The organism is Xanthomonas hortorum pv. pelargonii, from assembly GCF_024499015.1.
Classification (GTDB): domain Bacteria; phylum Pseudomonadota; class Gammaproteobacteria; order Xanthomonadales; family Xanthomonadaceae; genus Xanthomonas; species Xanthomonas hortorum_B.
This window is the reverse complement of the sequence record NZ_CP098604.1, coordinates 3,191,527-3,208,481: the sequence shown is the minus strand read 5'-3', so window position 1 is coordinate 3,208,481 and position 16,955 is coordinate 3,191,527. Positions and strand designations below refer to the sequence as shown.

At 65.8% G+C, this 16,955-nt stretch carries 9 protein-coding genes and 3 pseudogenes; 2 read left to right on the top strand and 10 right to left on the bottom strand.

Annotated elements, in window-relative coordinates; translation table 11 throughout:
* Positions 1-44: 44 nt before the first annotated feature.
* Positions 45-2,870: a bifunctional [glutamate--ammonia ligase]-adenylyl-L-tyrosine phosphorylase/[glutamate--ammonia-ligase] adenylyltransferase gene (gene glnE / locus NDY25_RS14000; protein WP_256627515.1), complete on the bottom strand. Its 2,826-nt coding sequence runs from the start codon at positions 2,868-2,870 to the stop codon at positions 45-47.
* A 190-nt stretch (positions 2,871-3,060) separates the two neighbouring features.
* Here glnE and NDY25_RS22980 point away from each other — a divergent pair.
* Positions 3,061-3,272: pseudogene (locus NDY25_RS22980) on the top strand (hypothetical protein); the annotation flags it as partial.
* A 118-nt stretch (positions 3,273-3,390) separates the two neighbouring features.
* Here NDY25_RS22980 and NDY25_RS13995 read toward each other — a convergent pair.
* The 9 genes and pseudogenes from NDY25_RS13995 to NDY25_RS13960 form a co-directional block, all read right to left on the bottom strand.
* On the bottom strand, positions 3,391-3,738 hold the full coding sequence (locus NDY25_RS13995) for a DUF3325 domain-containing protein (RefSeq protein WP_168958051.1): 348 nt from the start codon (positions 3,736-3,738) through the stop codon (positions 3,391-3,393).
* The gene (locus NDY25_RS13990; protein ID WP_168958052.1) at positions 3,726-4,049 is read right to left on the bottom strand and encodes a hypothetical protein; all 324 of its coding nucleotides are present in this window, start codon (positions 4,047-4,049) and stop codon (positions 3,726-3,728) included. The genes NDY25_RS13995 and NDY25_RS13990 overlap by 13 nt, the downstream gene beginning before the upstream one ends.
* Positions 4,046-5,668: a PepSY-associated TM helix domain-containing protein gene (locus NDY25_RS13985; protein ID WP_168958053.1), complete on the bottom strand. Its 1,623-nt coding sequence runs from the start codon at positions 5,666-5,668 to the stop codon at positions 4,046-4,048. The genes NDY25_RS13990 and NDY25_RS13985 overlap by 4 nt, the downstream gene beginning before the upstream one ends.
* Positions 5,669-5,708: 40 nt before the next feature.
* Positions 5,709-8,231, bottom strand: coding sequence for a TonB-dependent siderophore receptor (locus NDY25_RS13980; RefSeq protein WP_256627514.1), 2,523 nt, complete (start codon positions 8,229-8,231; stop codon positions 5,709-5,711).
* A gap of 118 nt (positions 8,232-8,349) precedes the next feature.
* Positions 8,350-9,399: a FecR domain-containing protein gene (locus NDY25_RS13975; protein WP_168958055.1), complete on the bottom strand. Its 1,050-nt coding sequence runs from the start codon at positions 9,397-9,399 to the stop codon at positions 8,350-8,352.
* Between the two features lie 9 nt (positions 9,400-9,408).
* Positions 9,409-9,918, bottom strand: a complete 510-nt coding sequence (locus NDY25_RS13970) for a sigma-70 family RNA polymerase sigma factor (protein ID WP_043909174.1) — start codon at positions 9,916-9,918, stop codon at positions 9,409-9,411.
* Between the two features lie 420 nt (positions 9,919-10,338).
* A pseudogene (locus tag NDY25_RS13965) lies at positions 10,339-12,129 on the bottom strand (hypothetical protein); the annotation flags it as partial.
* Positions 12,130-12,344: 215 nt separating this feature from the next.
* A pseudogene (locus NDY25_RS23185) lies at positions 12,345-12,759 on the bottom strand (hypothetical protein); the annotation flags it as partial.
* A 205-nt stretch (positions 12,760-12,964) separates the two neighbouring features.
* Positions 12,965-15,142 carry a translocation/assembly module TamB domain-containing protein gene (locus tag NDY25_RS13960; protein WP_168958057.1) on the bottom strand — a complete coding sequence of 726 codons (2,178 nt, stop codon included), beginning with the start codon at positions 15,140-15,142 and terminating at the stop codon, positions 12,965-12,967.
* A gap of 166 nt (positions 15,143-15,308) precedes the next feature.
* Between NDY25_RS13960 and scpC the strand changes: the two genes are divergently transcribed.
* Complete coding sequence (scpC, locus tag NDY25_RS13955) at positions 15,309-16,823, top strand: succinyl-CoA:acetate CoA-transferase ScpC (protein WP_168958058.1); 1,515 nt, start codon at positions 15,309-15,311, stop codon at positions 16,821-16,823.
* Positions 16,824-16,955 lie beyond the last annotated feature (132 nt).

Below are 16,955 nucleotides of genomic sequence, written 5' to 3'. Positions count from 1 at the left end.
GCGCATGCGCGTGCAGACGACTGACGGTTCAAGCGCCGCCCACCTCATTCCGGAAAGCCAGCCTTGCCAAGCGGAAACTCCAGACCCTGCGTCCGCGCCCGTCCAAAGATCTCGCGCGTGGCTTGCGCGATGGCAGGCGTCGGCGCGATCAAACGTGGCCGACGATCCAAGGTGCAACTCAGGCCCGCCTCCACCAACGTGGCGTGGGCGTGATGCAGCGGCGCTGCACTCTCGGCCGGTAGCCACTGCACCTGCACCAGCGCGTCGATCAATGCGGGCGTGGCGCAGGCCAACAGCAACGCCGGATGCTGGGCGGCCTGGCCGAGCACGCCGGCCTGCAACAGGAATTCCAGATCGACCAACCCGCCGGCGCCTTGCTTGAGATCCAGTCGCCCGGCATCGCTGCGATCGAGTTCGCTGCGCATGCGCGCACGCATCTTGCGTACATCCTCGTGTAGCAGTGCGGGGTCGCGCACGCATGTCAGCGTCTCGCGACGCACCTGCGCGAACGCTTCGCAAAGCGCGGCATCGCCGGCCACCGCACGTGCGCGCACCAGCGCCTGATGCTCCCAGGTCCAGGCACGATCGCGCTGGTACTCGCGATAGCTGGCGAGCGAGGACACCAACGCGCCCTTGCCGCCGTCCGGGCGCAGCCGCACATCGATGTCGTAGAGACGGCCGGCGCCGGTTTCGGCACCCAGCAATGTCATCACCTTCTGCGCAAGCCGCGCAAACCAGCGCCCGGCTTCCAGCGGTCGCTTGCCATCGGAGACTTCCACCTCGCGTGGGTGATCGTAGAGAAACACCAGATCCAGATCCGAGCCGAAGCCCAGCTCCAGGCCGCCCAGACTGCCATACCCGATGATGGCGAACGCGCCGCCGGGCACCTGCCCATGCGCGGCGACCACCTCGCGGCGCGCCAGTTGCAACACCGTCTGCACCACCGCCTCGGCAAGCCAGGCCAGTTGCTGGGTACTGTCCACGGGTTGTTGGCGACCATCGAGGGTGGCCAGTGCAATGCGGAAGCTCAACGCAAGCCGGCGCTCGTTGAGTTCGCGCAAGGCCGCTTCGGTATCGTCGATCTGCAAGGTATCGGCGCATGCGGTATGCAATGCGGCGCGGTCGGGCAACGGACCGCTGATGCGGGTGTCGAGCAATTCGTCCAGCAACAACGGATGCGCCGCCAGGCGCTCGGCCAGCAAGGCGCTGCGCGAGAGCACATCGACCAGGCGTGCGAGCGCGCTGGGTTGTTCGTCCAGCAGCGCCAGATAGCTGGTGCGGCGCAAGGTGGCCTGCAACAGTCCGAGCATGCGGCGCACGGCGGCATCGGGCTGGCTGGCGCGGGTGGCCGCATGCAGCAGCGCCGGCATGACGCGGTCGAGTCGCGCGCCTGCAGTATCGGAGAGCGCACGCACGCCGGAGGACTGCGCAAAATCGGCCAGCACCTGATGCGCGCCGGCTGGATCGTGCAAGCCGATGCCTGCCAACGGCGCGGCATCGCCTTCCGGTAACGCGCGCCAATAATCGGCAAGCGCGTCGGGCGCGGTGGCATGGACGCGCGGTGCCAGTAGCTCGGCAAATTCGGCGGCCACGCGCGCACGTTGCGGGGCCAGTGCCTGCAGCAATGCCGACCAATCCGCATAGCCCAGGCCCAACGCAATGCGTTCGCGATCCAGCGCTGCCTGCGGCAAGGCGTGCGTCTGTGCATCGCGCAGCATCTGCAGACGATTTTCGAGCCGGCGTAGGAAGCGATACGCCTCGATCAAGGCATCGCCATTGTCGGCATCCATCTGACCTGCGGCGACCAGCGCCCGCAATGCAGGCAACAGGCGGCGCTCACGCAGGGTCGGTTCGCGTCCGCCGCGAATCAGCTGCAGCGATTGCGCCAGGAACTCGATCTCGCGAATACCGCCCGGCCCGCGCTTGATGTCGTCCAGTCGATCGTGCCGCGCCACTTCGGCGGTGATCGCCGCCTTCATGTCACGCAAGCCATCCAGTGCAGTGAAGTCCAGATAGCGTCGGTAAACGAACGGCCGCAGCGTTTCCAGCCAGGCTTCGCCGGCGGCGATATCGCCGGCCACCGCACGCGCCTTGAGCCAGGCATAACGCTCCCAATCGCGGCCTTCGCGCTGAAAGTAGTGGTCCATGCCGGTGAACGACAACGCCACCCGCCCGGCCGTGCCGAACGGGCGCAGACGCAGATCCACGCGATGGCTGAAACCATCGGCAGTGGTTTCGTCGAGCAGCTTGGCCAGCTGCTGGCCCAGACGTGCAAAATATTCCTCGGCGGCCAGCGGGCGCGCGCCATCGGATTGGCCGCTCTGCGGATATGCGTAGACCAGGTCCACATCCGAGGAAAAATTCAGCTCGCCACCACCGAGCTTGCCGAGCCCGAACACCACCAGCCGCTGCACGCTGCCGTCTTCGGCAAGCACCTGGCCGTGGCGGTCGCGGAATTGCTGCTCCAATGCCTGCAGCCCGCATTGCAGGCAGGTTTCGGCCAGGCGGGTTGCGCCGGCCAGGGTGTCGTCCACGCTGTCCAGATCGAGCACATCGCGCCACACCAGCCGTGTGGATTCCGCGCTGCGGTAGCGCCGCAGCTGCGCCGGCCAGGCCTGGGGCTGTGCGGGATCGAGCAACGGCAGTGGCAACGGCGGGGGATCGGGCTGCGCCAGGTGCTGCAGCAACGCCGGCTGGCGCGCCAGGGTATCGAGTGCAAACTCGCTGGCGAGCGCGACTTTTTCGAGCCGCTGGTCGACGTCATCGCCCGGCCAGGACGGGTCGGCAGGCAGAGCATGACGGACGCGCGCTACGGCTCGCTCGATCAGAGCGGTGAGCGCAGGAGACACGGAGACGATGGGCGGCGACATGCATGGATTCTGGCATCCCTGCGTGATGGCGGCACGTGTCTATGATTGATCCGGCGGTGTCTAGAGCGGCCAACATAACTACAACATATGTGCTCTGTGGCTTCCGTGCAGGGCCCTTACCCGCCCACCATCGCGGGACACGCTGCAAGTACGTCCTTGTAAGCTCTTACGCGGCATCCATGCCGCGTAAGGTCCCGCGACGGTGGGCGGGCAAGGACCAGTCGAGATGGTCGGTGTGCATGCTTTTGAACAAAGCAACCAGCAGACTTTCTGGTGCGGTGTCCTCACCGCTTGCGGGACCATGTGGCGGCATGGATGCCGCCACTGAGCCTCCACGGACGGATTCACGGCGTGTCCTGCAAGCGGCGAGGGCATCGCGCCCTCGACCGACCAGGCTTTTGACTGCATCTAAACCCCCATGCAATGAGGTGCGGTCTGCTCGGCGCGCTCGTTTGGATCCGAGCAACGTCCCTGCCATTCCCGGCCTCACTTCACTGGCCAACCAACGCCACACCACCTACTACGCGCGCCAGCCAATCACCACACACGCCACGCAGCCCAGCAGCAACGCCAGCCATGTACTCCAGCGCGGCGCGTACGCCAGGCCCAGCGCCGCCCACAGCGCGCCCACGCTGAGAAACCCCAACCACAACATCGTTCCCACCGTGCCGCCCCAACCGAGTACGCACAGCACAAGCGCAGCAAACAACAGGCAGGTACCGATCGAGCGCAACAGCCACCGCTGCGTGACTGGTGCAGTGCGGCGCCCGGTCAGCTGCTCGTAATGGCGATGCATCGCCACGGCCAACGCCAGCATCCCGGCATGGCACAGCGCCGTGCCCAGTAGCGCAGTGATCAGCCCACCCATGGCGTGCTCCGCAGTAGCCAGTTCGCGCCAGCCAGCACTCCCAGGCACATGCCCAGCCACAACCACATGCGCAACGCATTGCGCGCGCGAAACATCCATAACACCACGACGGTGTAGATGACGAAGCTGAGTAACGTTGTGCTCAGTACCGCCACCGTAGGCAAGACGCCGGCAAACCGGGTCAGTAGCTGCGCCAGCACACTGCACCCGATGGAAGTGAGTGCATAGCCACCGACACTGGCGGCCAGCACGCGACCGGCGACCGACCAGCGATCACGCGTCACCGATGCAGTGCTGGAGGCACGATTCACAACGCATCCATCGCGGTAGTGGCACCCCGTTTGGCACGCACCGGCGCAGGCCGCATGGCACTGCGATGCGCGCGATACGCCGCGTACGCAAATGTCACAGCAAACGCGAGCGAGACCAGCTCGACCCCGGCGCGCTGCAGATCGCCGGCAGGTAGATACACGCCAACGTGTTGCCCGGTCGTCAGCGCATTGAGCAGCGGCAAACCAAGGCACAGCAGCGCGGTCATTGCCAATTGCTCCACCCATGCACGTGCAGGCGGGCGCAGCAGCGCATGCAGCAGCGTGGCCATCCACACCCACAGGAATGCATGGATTTCGATCTGCACGCGCTCGGCCTGCGCAGCCGGCACCAAGCGATTGGCATAGAAATACGCAATGCTCGCCAATGCGGTTCCGGCAAGCGCGGCGACATTGAGCGCTTCCACCACCCGATAGATGCCGTCGGTGGCCGCACCGAACTCCTGCTCGCTGCGCCGACGCCGCTTGATCGAAAACAGCAGCGTGCCGGTCGCCATCATCAAGGTGCCGGCCAGGCCGCAGATGAAATACAGCCACTTGCTGGTCCAGCCGCCGAAACCGGCCACATGCAAGGTCTTGATGACCTCTTCCACATCCTGCGCGTGCACGTCGGTACGTGAGGCGTCTGCATGCTGCTCCAGCACCGCGCCGCTATTCGCATCGAACACCACGCTATTGGCTGGATTGAGCAGACGCCGAGAGCTGCCGGTGTCGGCCACAGGCGCAATCACGCGCAGCTTGCTGCCGGGTTGATCCGGGCGCTCGATCACCAGCGTTAGCGCAGGCGCGCCGTTGAGTACCGCAGCGCGCTGCACCAACTCCGGCAGATAGGCAGGCACTCTGTTCAGCCCAGTGGCGTCTGCACCTGCAACAGGCGACGCCAGCGACAGATCATCGGCATACCGCGTGTACGCTTCTTCATCGCTGCCATATACCGCCTGCAACGGCGCGGGCATGTAGCTGGTGTAGAAATACGCCAGCCCGGTGTAGACGATCATCAGCAGAAACGGCAGCGTCAGTACCGCCGTGGCGTTATGCGCGTCCAGCCACGAGCGCTGGCCCTTGCCGGGGCGAAAGGTGAAAAAATCCAGAAAGATCCGCTTGTGCACGATCACCCCGGACACCAGCGCGATCAGCCCGCACATCGATACCCAGCCCACCAGCCAATAGCCGGGAATGCCGCCGTGCAAGGTGTAGTGGAAGCTCATGAAATGCCGGCCGCCTTCGGTCTGCCGCCCCCACGGCGACGGCAAGACTTCGCCGCTACCGGGATCCAGTGAAGCCTGGCCCTGGCCATCCGGCGTACGCCAGAACAGCGTCAGCGCCTCACCTGGATACGCAGGCAAGGTGATCCGCCACAGGCGTGCCTGCGGCGCTAGCTGACGCAGCTGTGCCAATGCACGCGGCACCAGTGCTTGTTCCGGTAACGCAGTGTGCGTGCTCGCACTCGGCAAGGCAGGTGTGGCTTGCATCCAGCGGGTGATCGGGTCGCGAAACACGCTGAGCGTGCCGGTCAAGAAGATCGCGCACAGCAACCAGCCGCAGGTGAGGCCGCACCAGGTATGCAGCCACGCCATGCTTTGGCGAAACCCCTCCTTCATGCGGCCATCGCCAAGCACCATCTCATTGCCGATGCCTGCATTACAGTGCGCCGCGCAGGGTCACCATCACATTGCGTGGTTCGCCGTAATAGCGGCCGTTAACGAAGCTGGACAACGTGTTGTAGTAACGCTTGTCGAACACGTTGTTGAGGTTGACCGCCAGCGACCACTGCCGGTTGACCTGATAGCGCGCCAATGCATTCCACACCGCCCGTCCTTCGATCGGCGCGATTGCGGTGCCGATCTGCCGATACGCCGCACTTTGCGCACTGACGCCGCCGCCAACGGTCACATCCTGCAACACGCCCGGCAAGCGATACGTCGTCCATACCCGCAGCAAATGCTTGGGCGTATAGCTGTTGAAAGCCTGTCCCTGGCTGCTGACATCCTGCAGATAGGTGGTGCGATTGAAGGTATAGCCGGCAAACACGTTCCAATCGCGCAGCACTTCACCGCTCACTTCGGCATCGAATCCGCGGCTGCGCACCTTGCCGCTGTCGATGTAGCAGAAGTCGTTGTTGCGGCAGGTGGGGCTGGTGGTCAAGTCGGCCTGCGCGCGGTTCTTCTGCTCGATCTGGAACAGCGCAAAGGCGGTGTTGATGCGGCCGTCCAGCCATTCCCCCTTCACACCCAGCTCGTAGTTGGCACCGGTCATCGGCTTGAGCATGTCGCCGGCTTCGGTCTGCGCGTTCTGCGGCTGAAAGATGTCCGCATAACTGGCATAGGCCGACCAGGTCGGGCTAAGCGCGTACAACAGACCGGCATACGGCGTGACCTGCCCGGTCTCGCGGGTGTGCTCGATCGATTGCGACGGCGACAGCCCGGTGGTGGTGGTGTTCCACTGGGTCTCGTGCCAACTCACACGGGTGCCGACGATGGCTTTGAGCGGGTCGCTCAGCTGCCAGCGCAACGCGCCGTACAGGCCGAACTCGCGCGATGTGCCATGCCGTGCCTCGCGCGCATTGGCGAAGATTTCTTCGTCGCTGATCGCCCGCACATTGCGCTGCAGATCGAACACGTTGAAGGTCTGGAAGTTGTTCTTGGTGCCGTAGACGGTGTCGACCGTGTTCTCGGCGAAATTGCTGCCCAGTACCAGCTCATGCCGGCGGCCCAGTGCGTTGAAATGCCCGATCACATTGGCATCGAAGCCGAACGCATCCGTATCGGAGATGGTGCGTGCCGCCAACAAGGCGCCGGTGCCGTTGGCCGGATTGATCGCACGGCTGGAGCTGGCGTATTTCAGATCGTGCAGCTCGCGCACCTGCACCGCACTGAGTTTGAACACCCAATCGTCATTGAAGCGATGGTCGAGGTCCAGATACAGCCCGCGGTTGGACGAGGACTGCCGGTTCCACTGCGCGCCCAGATTGGTCTCGCGTGGCAGGCCGATATCGCGGCCATCGGTGAAGCTGGGCAAGCCGCCGAAGAACGGCCGGCCTTCGACCTGTTCGTAGCTCACGCCCAGGCTGAGCTGGGTCTGCGGCGAGAACGCGTAATCGAGCGTGCCGTAGTAGGTAGGCGTGCGGCGCTTGACGCCATCCACGAACGAGCCCTGGTCCTGATAGTCGATCACCCCGCGCGCGCGCAACGCGCCATCGGCAGTGAGGTTGGCGCTGCCATCGATCAGCGCGCCGTAGCGATCCCACGTACCACCCTGCACCATCACGCTCACGCCCGGCACATCGAGCGGGCGCTTGCGCACCAGGTTCACCGCACCACCGGGATTGCCCGCGCCCTGCAGCAGGCCGGCCGCACCGCGCAGCACTTCGGCGCGATCGTAGATGCCCATGTTGGCGCTGTAGTTGCTCGCCCGGCCGTACATGCCGCGATTGAGCGGCACGCCGTCGTACTGCACCGTGGTGATGTCGAACCCGCGCGAATAGATGTACTTGCCGCCCTGCGGGCTCTGCACGATGGTGATGCCGGTGGTGCTGGCCAGCGCGTCGTAGACCGAGGTGATGTTCTGCTCGTCCATCAACTGGCGGGTGACCACACTGATCGACTGCGGGATGTCCTTGAGCGATTGCTCGCCGCGGCCGATGCTCACCGCACGCGCGGTATAGCTGCCGGTGCCGCTGGTGGCCGCACTGCGGTTGGCCTGCGCGGTCACCTTGACGGTCGGCAGCAACCACGCATCCACTTCGCTCCTGGTCGCGCTCACCCGCGGCGCGGCACGCAGCACATAACCGCCGGTTTCCAGCGGCACCGCCTGCAAGCCGCTCCCGGCCAACAGCGCTGCCAATGCAGCCGGTGCGGTGTAGCTGCCATCCAGCCCGGCAGTGGTCTTGCCGTCGGTCTGCGCGGCGGTGAAGCTCAGCAACAGATTGGCCGAACCGGCCAGATTGCGCAGCGCCGGTGCCAGCGGGCCGGCGGGAATGCGATAACTCTCCCGCGCATCCTGCGTGGCAGTCTGGGCCATTGCATCGGGCATACCCACACACAACGCCAGACCGCACAGCGCGAGCGCGATCGCCGTGCTGATGGGCCGCTGTACGGCCTGCACCGAGGCGATGCGCTGAAACGGAGAAGAAGAACGTTGGCCGCGGCGGGCAGTGATCGACATGCTGTTTCCACAAGATGTTGGTGTCGCACTGACACCGTCATTGTGGAGGTGCCGCAACTGCGGCGATCGGGCAGACCGGCGGCAAACTTTTTTCATCGAGGTGCCGCTTGGCAGCGCCTCAGCCCTGCCCGGCCGCCTGCACCGTCACCCAATACCGGCTGCGCCGGCTCACCCGCACCGGCAGCACGCTGGGCAGCATCGCCAGGATGCGCTCGGTGTCGTCCAGCGGAAAGACGCCTGAGACGCGCAGCGCGGCCACCTGCGGGTCGCAGCGCAGGAGGCCGGGGCGATACCGGCCCAGTTCGGCGATGAAGGCATCCAGCCGCAATTCGTCGGCGATCAACTGGCCGCGTACCCAGGCCGCCACCTGCGCATCGACTGGGGCGATGGCGCCGAGCGCCTCGGCGGTAAAACGACACTGCTCTCCCGCATGCACGCGCCCGCCGGCCTGCGCGACCGCAAGCGGGCGCACCTCCACCGCGCTTTCCAGCACGCTCACCTGCGTCTCGCCCTCGTCCTGGCGCACGCAAAAGCGCGTGCCCAGCGCATGGATATCGCCTTGGGCGGTGCGCACCACGAACGGCCGCGCATCGTGGCCGGCGCCCAATGCGTGCGCGGTGGTCACCAGGATTTCGCCGGCCAGCAACTGCAGCAGCCGCTGGTGCGCATCGAAACGCACATCGATAGCGCTGCGCGTGTTGAGCGTGATGCGGCTGCCGTCCTGCAGCTGCAGGTCGCGGCGCTGCCCCGTTGCGGTGGCGTAATCGGCGGTGGCGCGTTGCCAGGGTTCGGTGCGCGAAACCAGCAGGCCGGTAGCACCGGCCACCCCGCCCCACAGCAGCAGATTCAGCGCCTTGCGCCGCCCCGGCGATGCCTGGCCGTTGTTGCCGGCATACGGCGACAGACTGCGATACGCCGCCTGCGGCGTCAGCGTCTTCAACCGCCCGGTCACCGATTCGATATGCGCCCATGCCCGCGCATGATCCGGATGCGCATCGCGCCACTGCTGCCATTGCTGCAGCTGCGCGTGGCTGACGCTGCCGGACATCAGCAGCGTCAGCCACTCGGCTGCCGCATCGGCGACCTGCGCACTGATCGGTTGCCCGCCGGCCAGCAGTGGCCGCTGGGCGCCAAGGGACTGCGTGCTGCGGGACGCGGCATCACCCATCTGTGCGAGTCACGCCGAGAGCGCGAACAGGCAATGCCGGTTGGCACGCGTGAGGTACTGCTTGACCGAGCTGCTGGACACCCCCAGCCGCTGCGCGATCTGCGCGTAGCTCAGCTCCTGCAGATGGGCCAGCAAAAAGGCCTCTTTCACCTTGGGCGGCAGGCCGTCCAGCGCCTGGTCCAGCTGCTGCACCGCTTCCAGCGCCAGCAGTTGCAGCTCCGGCGACGGCGCCACTTCTTCCGGCAGCGCCGCCAGCATTTCCAGGTAACTGGTTTCCAGCAGCTTGCGGCGCTGCCGGTGCGCCATCAACCGGCGCGCGATGGTGGCCAGGAACGGCCGTGGCTCGCGGATCTCGGCGGCCGCACCGGCATTGATCACGCTGATGAAGGTGTCCTGCGCCAGGTCGGCGGCCACGAACGCATCGCCCAGCTTGCGCCGCAGCCAGCCCTGCAGCCAGCCATGGTGGTCGGTGTACAGGCGCTCCACCTGCTGATGAAGCGCGCCTTGCGTGACCGACACGATGACCTCCTGAACGGCTGAGCCCGGACCGCGAGGCGTCCGGCGATAAATGAGAATTGATCTCATTCTATCGGATGCCAGCGGCGCGTGCAGGCGCGCGCTCCGGGCCGGCCTATCTCACTGGCTTCCGGTTGCGGGTCGATGCTGCCCATTGCGAGGCACGGCTGGCTGGCCTGCCAGCCGGCTGACTTCAGGCGTTTTTCCCGCTGAGCGCAGATCGCGGTGACTTGACTCGCCAAACCTCAGGCAATAAAAAAGCCCGCTTGCAGCGAACTGCCAGCGGGCTTTGCTCCTCCCCCACGTCGGGATGCAGGATCATAGTGCGCGCCCCGAACGCCACTTGCACGCTGCACTGCAAAACAATACTTGGCAGTACAGAACTGGCGCTTTTCCTTCACACCGTCTTGCCGCGCAGCGCCCTCAGCGCAGCAGATCGGGCTGGGCCTGATACCACTGGGGCGCGCGCAGCAGATGCCATTCCGGCGTGTCGCCGCGCAGGCCAACCGCCGCGCTCAACATCCCCCAGCGTGCAAGCAGGCTGCCGCTACGTTGGGTGCCCTGCAAACGCAGCCGTGCATCCACCTGAAAGCGTTCGTTGCGTGCCTGCAACCGATCGACGATGACGGTCTCGTCCTGCCAATGCACGCGACCGGTCACTTGCGCCTGCCCCGCATCCACCAGCCGCAGCATCCAGTTCGGAATCGAGCGATCGCGCGCGTACAGCGACATCAGGAATGCCAGATCGCGCACCTGGATGCGCACGCGCCCATCCACACCGATCGGCTTGCGCCATTGCATGTGCGTATCTTCAAGCACGATGCGGGCCCACCACCCATCGCGACGTTGTCCATCCGGGCCGGTGAATCCGATATTGCGCAACTGGATGGTGCTGGCATCGAGGCGGAAATTTTCTGCACGCAAATCGCCGCGCTGCAGACGTAGATCCGCATCTACATCGCCACGCAGTGCGAGGCCGGCAAACTGCAGCCGCGCCGCACGCGCACCGATGCGCAGCCCGCCCTTGCCGATACGCCCACCGGGTTCGATCTGCAGATCGCCACTGAGCACACCGTTGCCGCCATCGAAACGCAGTTGTTGCTGCGGCAGATAGCGGTTGTAGGCACGCAGATCCGGCACGCGCGCATTGGCGAACACAAGATGTGCGCGCGTGGCATCGCGCAAGGTCGCCAGATTGCGTGCATCGGCACGCGTCTGCAGATCCAGACGCAGATCGCGGCCCTGCACGAACGGGCGCGTGGGCGCATCGCTGTGCGCAATCGAAAACTGCTGCATCTGCAATACAAGGGCAGGCAGCAAGTGTCCGTTGGCATCGGCGTCCACACGCAGATCGGCACTGGCTTGCCCATCGATCGCATGCCCCATCACGCCGACATGCGCACGCACATGCGGCACCTGCAGACGACTGCCGGCGCCGAGTTGGCCGCGCTCGATCTGAAGATCTGCATCCACCAGGCCGTCGCCCTCCAGCGTCAGCCAGTCCACATCCGGAAACAGCGCCGGAATCCAGCTCAGCGATGCCAGTTGCCAGTGCACCCGCGCATGCCCGGAGGTACGCGGCAACAGGCTGCGCATGGATTGCAGCGGCAATTGCCGGCCTTGCACGCGCAGATCCGCATCCAGCGTCAGCCCGGCATCGGCCGGCTCGGGCATGCTGACCTGCAAGCGCATATCCTGATCGACTTGCAGTTGCGCCGTGAGTTCGCCCAGCAGAGCAGCGGGCGTACGCGTGCTGTCGTGCAACGGCGCGCGCCATTGCAGCTGGCTGCCGGGCTGCAGCGCGCCACGCGTCCAGCGCAACTCACCATCTGCGCGGCCTTTGCCGGCGCGCGTAGCGACCGTGTGGCGGCCCTGCGCATTGCGTGTCACATCCAACGCCGCAGTGTCGCCATGCACCGCCACCAGCGCGTTGGTGAGCTGCAGCAGTGCCAACCCGCGCGCCTGGTCCGGCGCATGGCGCGCGATGCTGGTTTCGATGCGCAGCTGGCCGTTGCGCAGCACTTCGCTGTTATCCCAGCGCATCCGCGCATTGTCGAAGGTTGCACGCGAGGGAAACAGTTCCATCGGACCACCGCGCAATTGTTTGAACACGCCTAGCTGCAGTTGGCCATCGCCTTCGATGTGCAGCTGGCGCAGCGTCAAGGCCTGCACTTGATCGGCGACGATGCGGTCGAATTGCAGGGTCCAGGCCGGAGCGGTCGGCAGGGTGCTGGCCGGGGGTTCAGCGACCTGGGCGACCTGGGCGGATTGCGGCGTGCTGGTGGGCGCGCCAGTCATCTGCATGGGCGGCTGCTTGCTGGCTGAGGCCTTTGCGTTGGTCGTTGATGCAGATGTCTTGTCTTGCGTTGGCGTTGGCGTAGTCGTGCCGACTGCGCCTGTCACCGGAGCAGCGGCAACCTGCGTGCTCGGCGCTGTCGCCGGCGCTTGCGTCGCTGCAGCACCGGGCGTCGGCACAGCCGCCTGCATCCCGCCACGCACATCGTGCGCATGCAACTCCGGCACCAGCAGCTGCCGATGCAACAACGGCAACAGCCGCACCTGCCCGCTCATGCGCTGCGCGCTGACGTTCCAGCTGTTACGCGTGGAGTGACCTTGCAGGTCCACATTCCACAGCACCAGACGCCCCGGCCACCAGGTCACTGCAGGGCCCCAGTGCATGCTGAATTTGTCCGGCTTGCGGTTGAGCGCTGCCGGCCCGAGCGGTGTGTTGAGCAACAGATTGCCCAACAGCAAATAGCTTGCATACAGCGCAACCAGCGCCAGCACAGGCCAACGCACCACACGGGGCAAACCACGCCAGCGGGCGCGAACAGGCATCGTCATGACGGCAGGCTCCTGAAGACCGCGCACGCGGCGTGGCGCAGTGTGCCAAGCAGGCCGTGAGTGCAGCGCGCAGCGGCCATTGCGGCTGGGCACCATCAGGCTGCCCGTGCGCATTCGATGTGCTACACGCGCGGCAGTGCGCGCACTGCTTCTGCGACGACGGCGAAGCTGGCCGCATGACGCGAGACCTGAAACAACGTACCGCTTACTTCGCCTTCGACACCGCCGGCAACAGCCCCGGCTGCGCGTCGTACCACTCGCGCGCGCCAGCCAGATGCCACTGGCGTTGCTTGCCATCGAGTTCGATCCCGGCGCCCAGCACGCCCCAGCGCAGATACAGATCGCCGCGCCGCTGCTCCTCGTTCAAGGCCAAGCGCGCACGCAGCGACAGGCGCGCGTTCTCCGCATGCAGGTCGTCGATCAGCACCTGCTGCTTGCGCCAACGTACCCGGCCGGTGGCATCGAGCTCGCCCGAGTCCAGCAAGCCCAAGACCCAACGCGGGTAATCGGCACGTTGCGCAAATACCGACAGCAGCGGCGCAACATCGCGCATGCGAATCGCCGCATCGGCATCCACCTGGAACGGCGCACTGGCCTGGATGGTGCCGGCGCCGACCTGCATTTCCCCCCACCAGTTGGCATCCGTGCTGTCGTCGCCTACGCGCATATTGCGCAAGCGCACGCGCGTGCCGCTGAGGTCGAAGAACTTGTTTTTGAAATCGGCGCGCTGCAGCTGCGCCTGCAACTCGGCATCGCCGCGCATCTGCACGCCGGCCAGTGCAAGGTGTGCGCCCTGTCCGCGCAGATTCGCGTGACCGCTGCCGACCTCGCCGGAGGCGTTGAGCGCCACATCGCCGGTCAGGCTGCCGCTGCCGCCGAGCAGGCGCACGTTGTTGCCCGGCAGATAGCGGTTATAGACGGTGAGATCGGGCACGCGCGCATCGCTGAAACGCAGCTGCGCCTTGAGCGTGTCGCGCAGGCGCGCCAGTTCGGCGTCGCCATGCATGGCCAGCTGCAGATCGCGGCCGTCCAGCAGGATCTGTTTGGGCGCATCGCGCGGCGCGGCCTTGAACGTGGGAATGCTTACCTCCAGATGCGCCTGCGGCGTGGCGGCATCATCGATGCGTCCGTGTGCGGTGGCGACACCGGCCAGGCGTGTATCGAACACCTGCGCCACGGCTTCCACCCGCGGAATCTCCAGGCTGCTGCCACTGGCGAGCCGGCCTTGCGCCAGCCGCAGATCGGCCTCGACCAGGCCACCGCCTTCGAGCTGAAACCACGGCTTGCGCACGAACAACTCGGCAATCCAGTTCAGGGATTCGAACTTCCAACGCCCACGTACCTGACCGGACAATCGCGGCAACATCTGCGCCGGATCCTGGAAAGGAATGCTGCGGCTGGCGAGGCGCAGGTCGGCATGCAGCTCGCTGCCGGTCTTTTCATCGCGCGGCAGCCGCGCCTGCACGCGGATATCGCGCGCCACATCCAGTTGCAACGCCAGCATGCCGCGGTCGGTCGCGCCAACGCCCGCCATCAACGGCAGGCGCCAGACCGCATGGCTGCCCGGCTGCAGGGCGCCGCGATCCAGCGTGATGTCTGCCTCCACCCGCGCCGCCGAGGGCCCGCTGCGGATGTCCACGTGCGGCGCGCCGGTGTCGATCTTCAACGCCACCGTGCTGGCCTTCAACTGCAGGCGCGCGTGGGTGATGGCGAGCTTGCGCAGGCCCGATGCCTCATCGCGGTAATGGCGTGGAAACTGGAATTGCGTGTCCAGCTGCGCGCCATTGAACACCTGCACCCCGTCATAGCTGACCACCGCATCGGTAAAACTTGCCTCGGAAGCTAACAGCTCCGACGGCCCGCCTTTGAGCTGCTTGAGAAAGCCGACAGTGGCGTGGCCTTGCCCGGCAATCAGCAACTTGCCCAGACGCGCACTGCGGATGCTGTTGCTGGTGATCGCATCGAAGCGCAGCGTCCAACCCTGATCGCCGCGCGGCGGTGGCGGAATGGGTGTGTCGGAGGTTTCGACTTCCGCACTCAGGCCGGTGGCATGCAGCCACGGCAAGCGCACCTCGCGCCGGAACAGCGGCAGCAAGGCAACGCGCGCGTTGGCGCGATCGGCATGCAACACGTAAACGGTGCGGTTGGCCTGCCCGCGCATGCGCACGTTCCAGGCCATCACCTGCCCCGGGAACACGGTGAGTGCCGGGCCGGTCTGCATGGTGAATTTATGCGGCTGCCGGTTGGTGGCGGCGTCGAACAGCGGCGTGTTGAGAAACAGGTTGCCGGCCAGCAGATACAGCGCATACAGCGCCACCAGCACGACCACTGCAATGCGCCACGGCCGGGGCCAGCGCTGGAAGCGATCGCGAAGTGTGGGCATGGGCGCAGGCAGTGATGAGTCTGCCGTCACTATCGCGGTTGCGCTGGCGGCGAGGCGTGAACATGCACGCGGCCGGTGTCGCGCTCGCTCATTCCACCAAGGTCGCGCCCCGATCGAGGTGTACAGCGGCGATAATTGCGCTTCTCCCGTTTCCGCTGTGCTGCCCATGTCCGACGAACGCATCCTGCACGCGCCGCTGCGCGAACGCCTGGTTTCTGCCGAGGCCGCTGCCGCCTTGATCCAGCCCGGCGAGACCGTGGCGATGAGCGGCTTCACCGGCTCCGGCTACCCCAAGGCGGTGCCAATGGCGCTGGCGCAGCGCATCGAAGCGGCGCATCTGCAGGGCCAGCCCTTCCAGATCAAGTTGATGACCGGTGCCTCCACCGCACCGGAACTCGATGGCGCGCTGGCCAAGGCCGAGGGCATCGCCATGCGCATGCCGTTCCAGTCCGACCCGGATGCGCGCCAACGCATCAACGCCGGCACCCTGGACTACATCGACATCCATCTCAGCCACGTCGCCCAGCACGTGTGGTTCGGTTTCTACGGGCAGATCGATACCGCGGTGGTGGAAGTCTCGGCGATCCGCGCCGATGGCAGCCTAGTGCCGTCGACCTCGATCGGCAACAACAAGACCTGGCTGGACCTGGCCAAGAAAGTGATCATCGAAGTCAACGATTGGCAGCCGGCCGGCCTGGACGGCATGCACGACGTCTACTACGGCACCGCGCTGCCGCCGCATCGCAAACCGATCCCGCTGCTGCATGGCGACGACCGCATCGGCGAGCCCAGCCTGCGCTGCGATCCGGACAAGATCGTGGCGGTGGTGCGCACACATGGCCCGGACCGCAACAGCCCGTTTGCCGCTGCCGATGCAAGCAGCGAACGCATCGCCGAACACCTGATCGAGTTTCTGCGCCACGAAGTGAGCAAGGGCCGCCTGCCGGCCAATCTGCTGCCGCTGCAATCGGGCGTGGGCAATATTCCCAATGCGGTGCTGGCGGGGCTGGCACGCAGCGGCTTCCGCGAGTTGGAGGCGTTCACCGAAGTGATCCAGGACGGCATGCTCGCGCTGCTACGCGATGGCGTGCTGCGCTATGCCTCGTGCACCGGCTTTGCGCTCAGCCCGGAAGGCAACGAGGAGTTCAAGCGCAATATCGATTTCTATCGGCAACGCATCGTCATGCGCACGCAGGAGATCTCCAACCATCCGGAACTGGTGCGCCGGCTTGGCTGCATCGGCATGAACGGCATGATCGAGGCCGACCTGTATGGCAACGTCAATTCCACCCATGTGATGGGCAGCCGCATCATGAACGGCATCGGTGGCTCCGGCGATTTTGCGCGCAATGGATTTCTCTCGATCTTTTTGAGCCCCAGCATCGCCAAGGCCGGGAGCATTTCCTCGATCGTACCGATGGTCAGTCATGTCGATCACACCGAACACGACGTCTCGGTGATCGTCACCGAACAAGGCCTGGCCGATCTGCGCGGGCTCACGCCCAAACAACGCGCGCGCCAGTTGCTCGATCACTGTGTGCACCCGCGTTATCGCGATGCACTGGAAGATTATGTAGCGCGCGCCAATCGCGACAGCTACGGCAAGCACACTCCGCATCTGTTGACCGAAGCGCTGTCGTGGCATCAACGCTGGTTGGAGACAGGCGACATGCTGGGGTGATCACGCGCATTGCAGCTGCCCGATCATGCCGCGCTCTGTGCACCTGATCGTCGTGCCGGGCAGAGTGCACAGCATCGGGCGGATGCGCATCGGGTCGCAGCGGGACACCGATCGCGCCGCCCGCAGGCACGC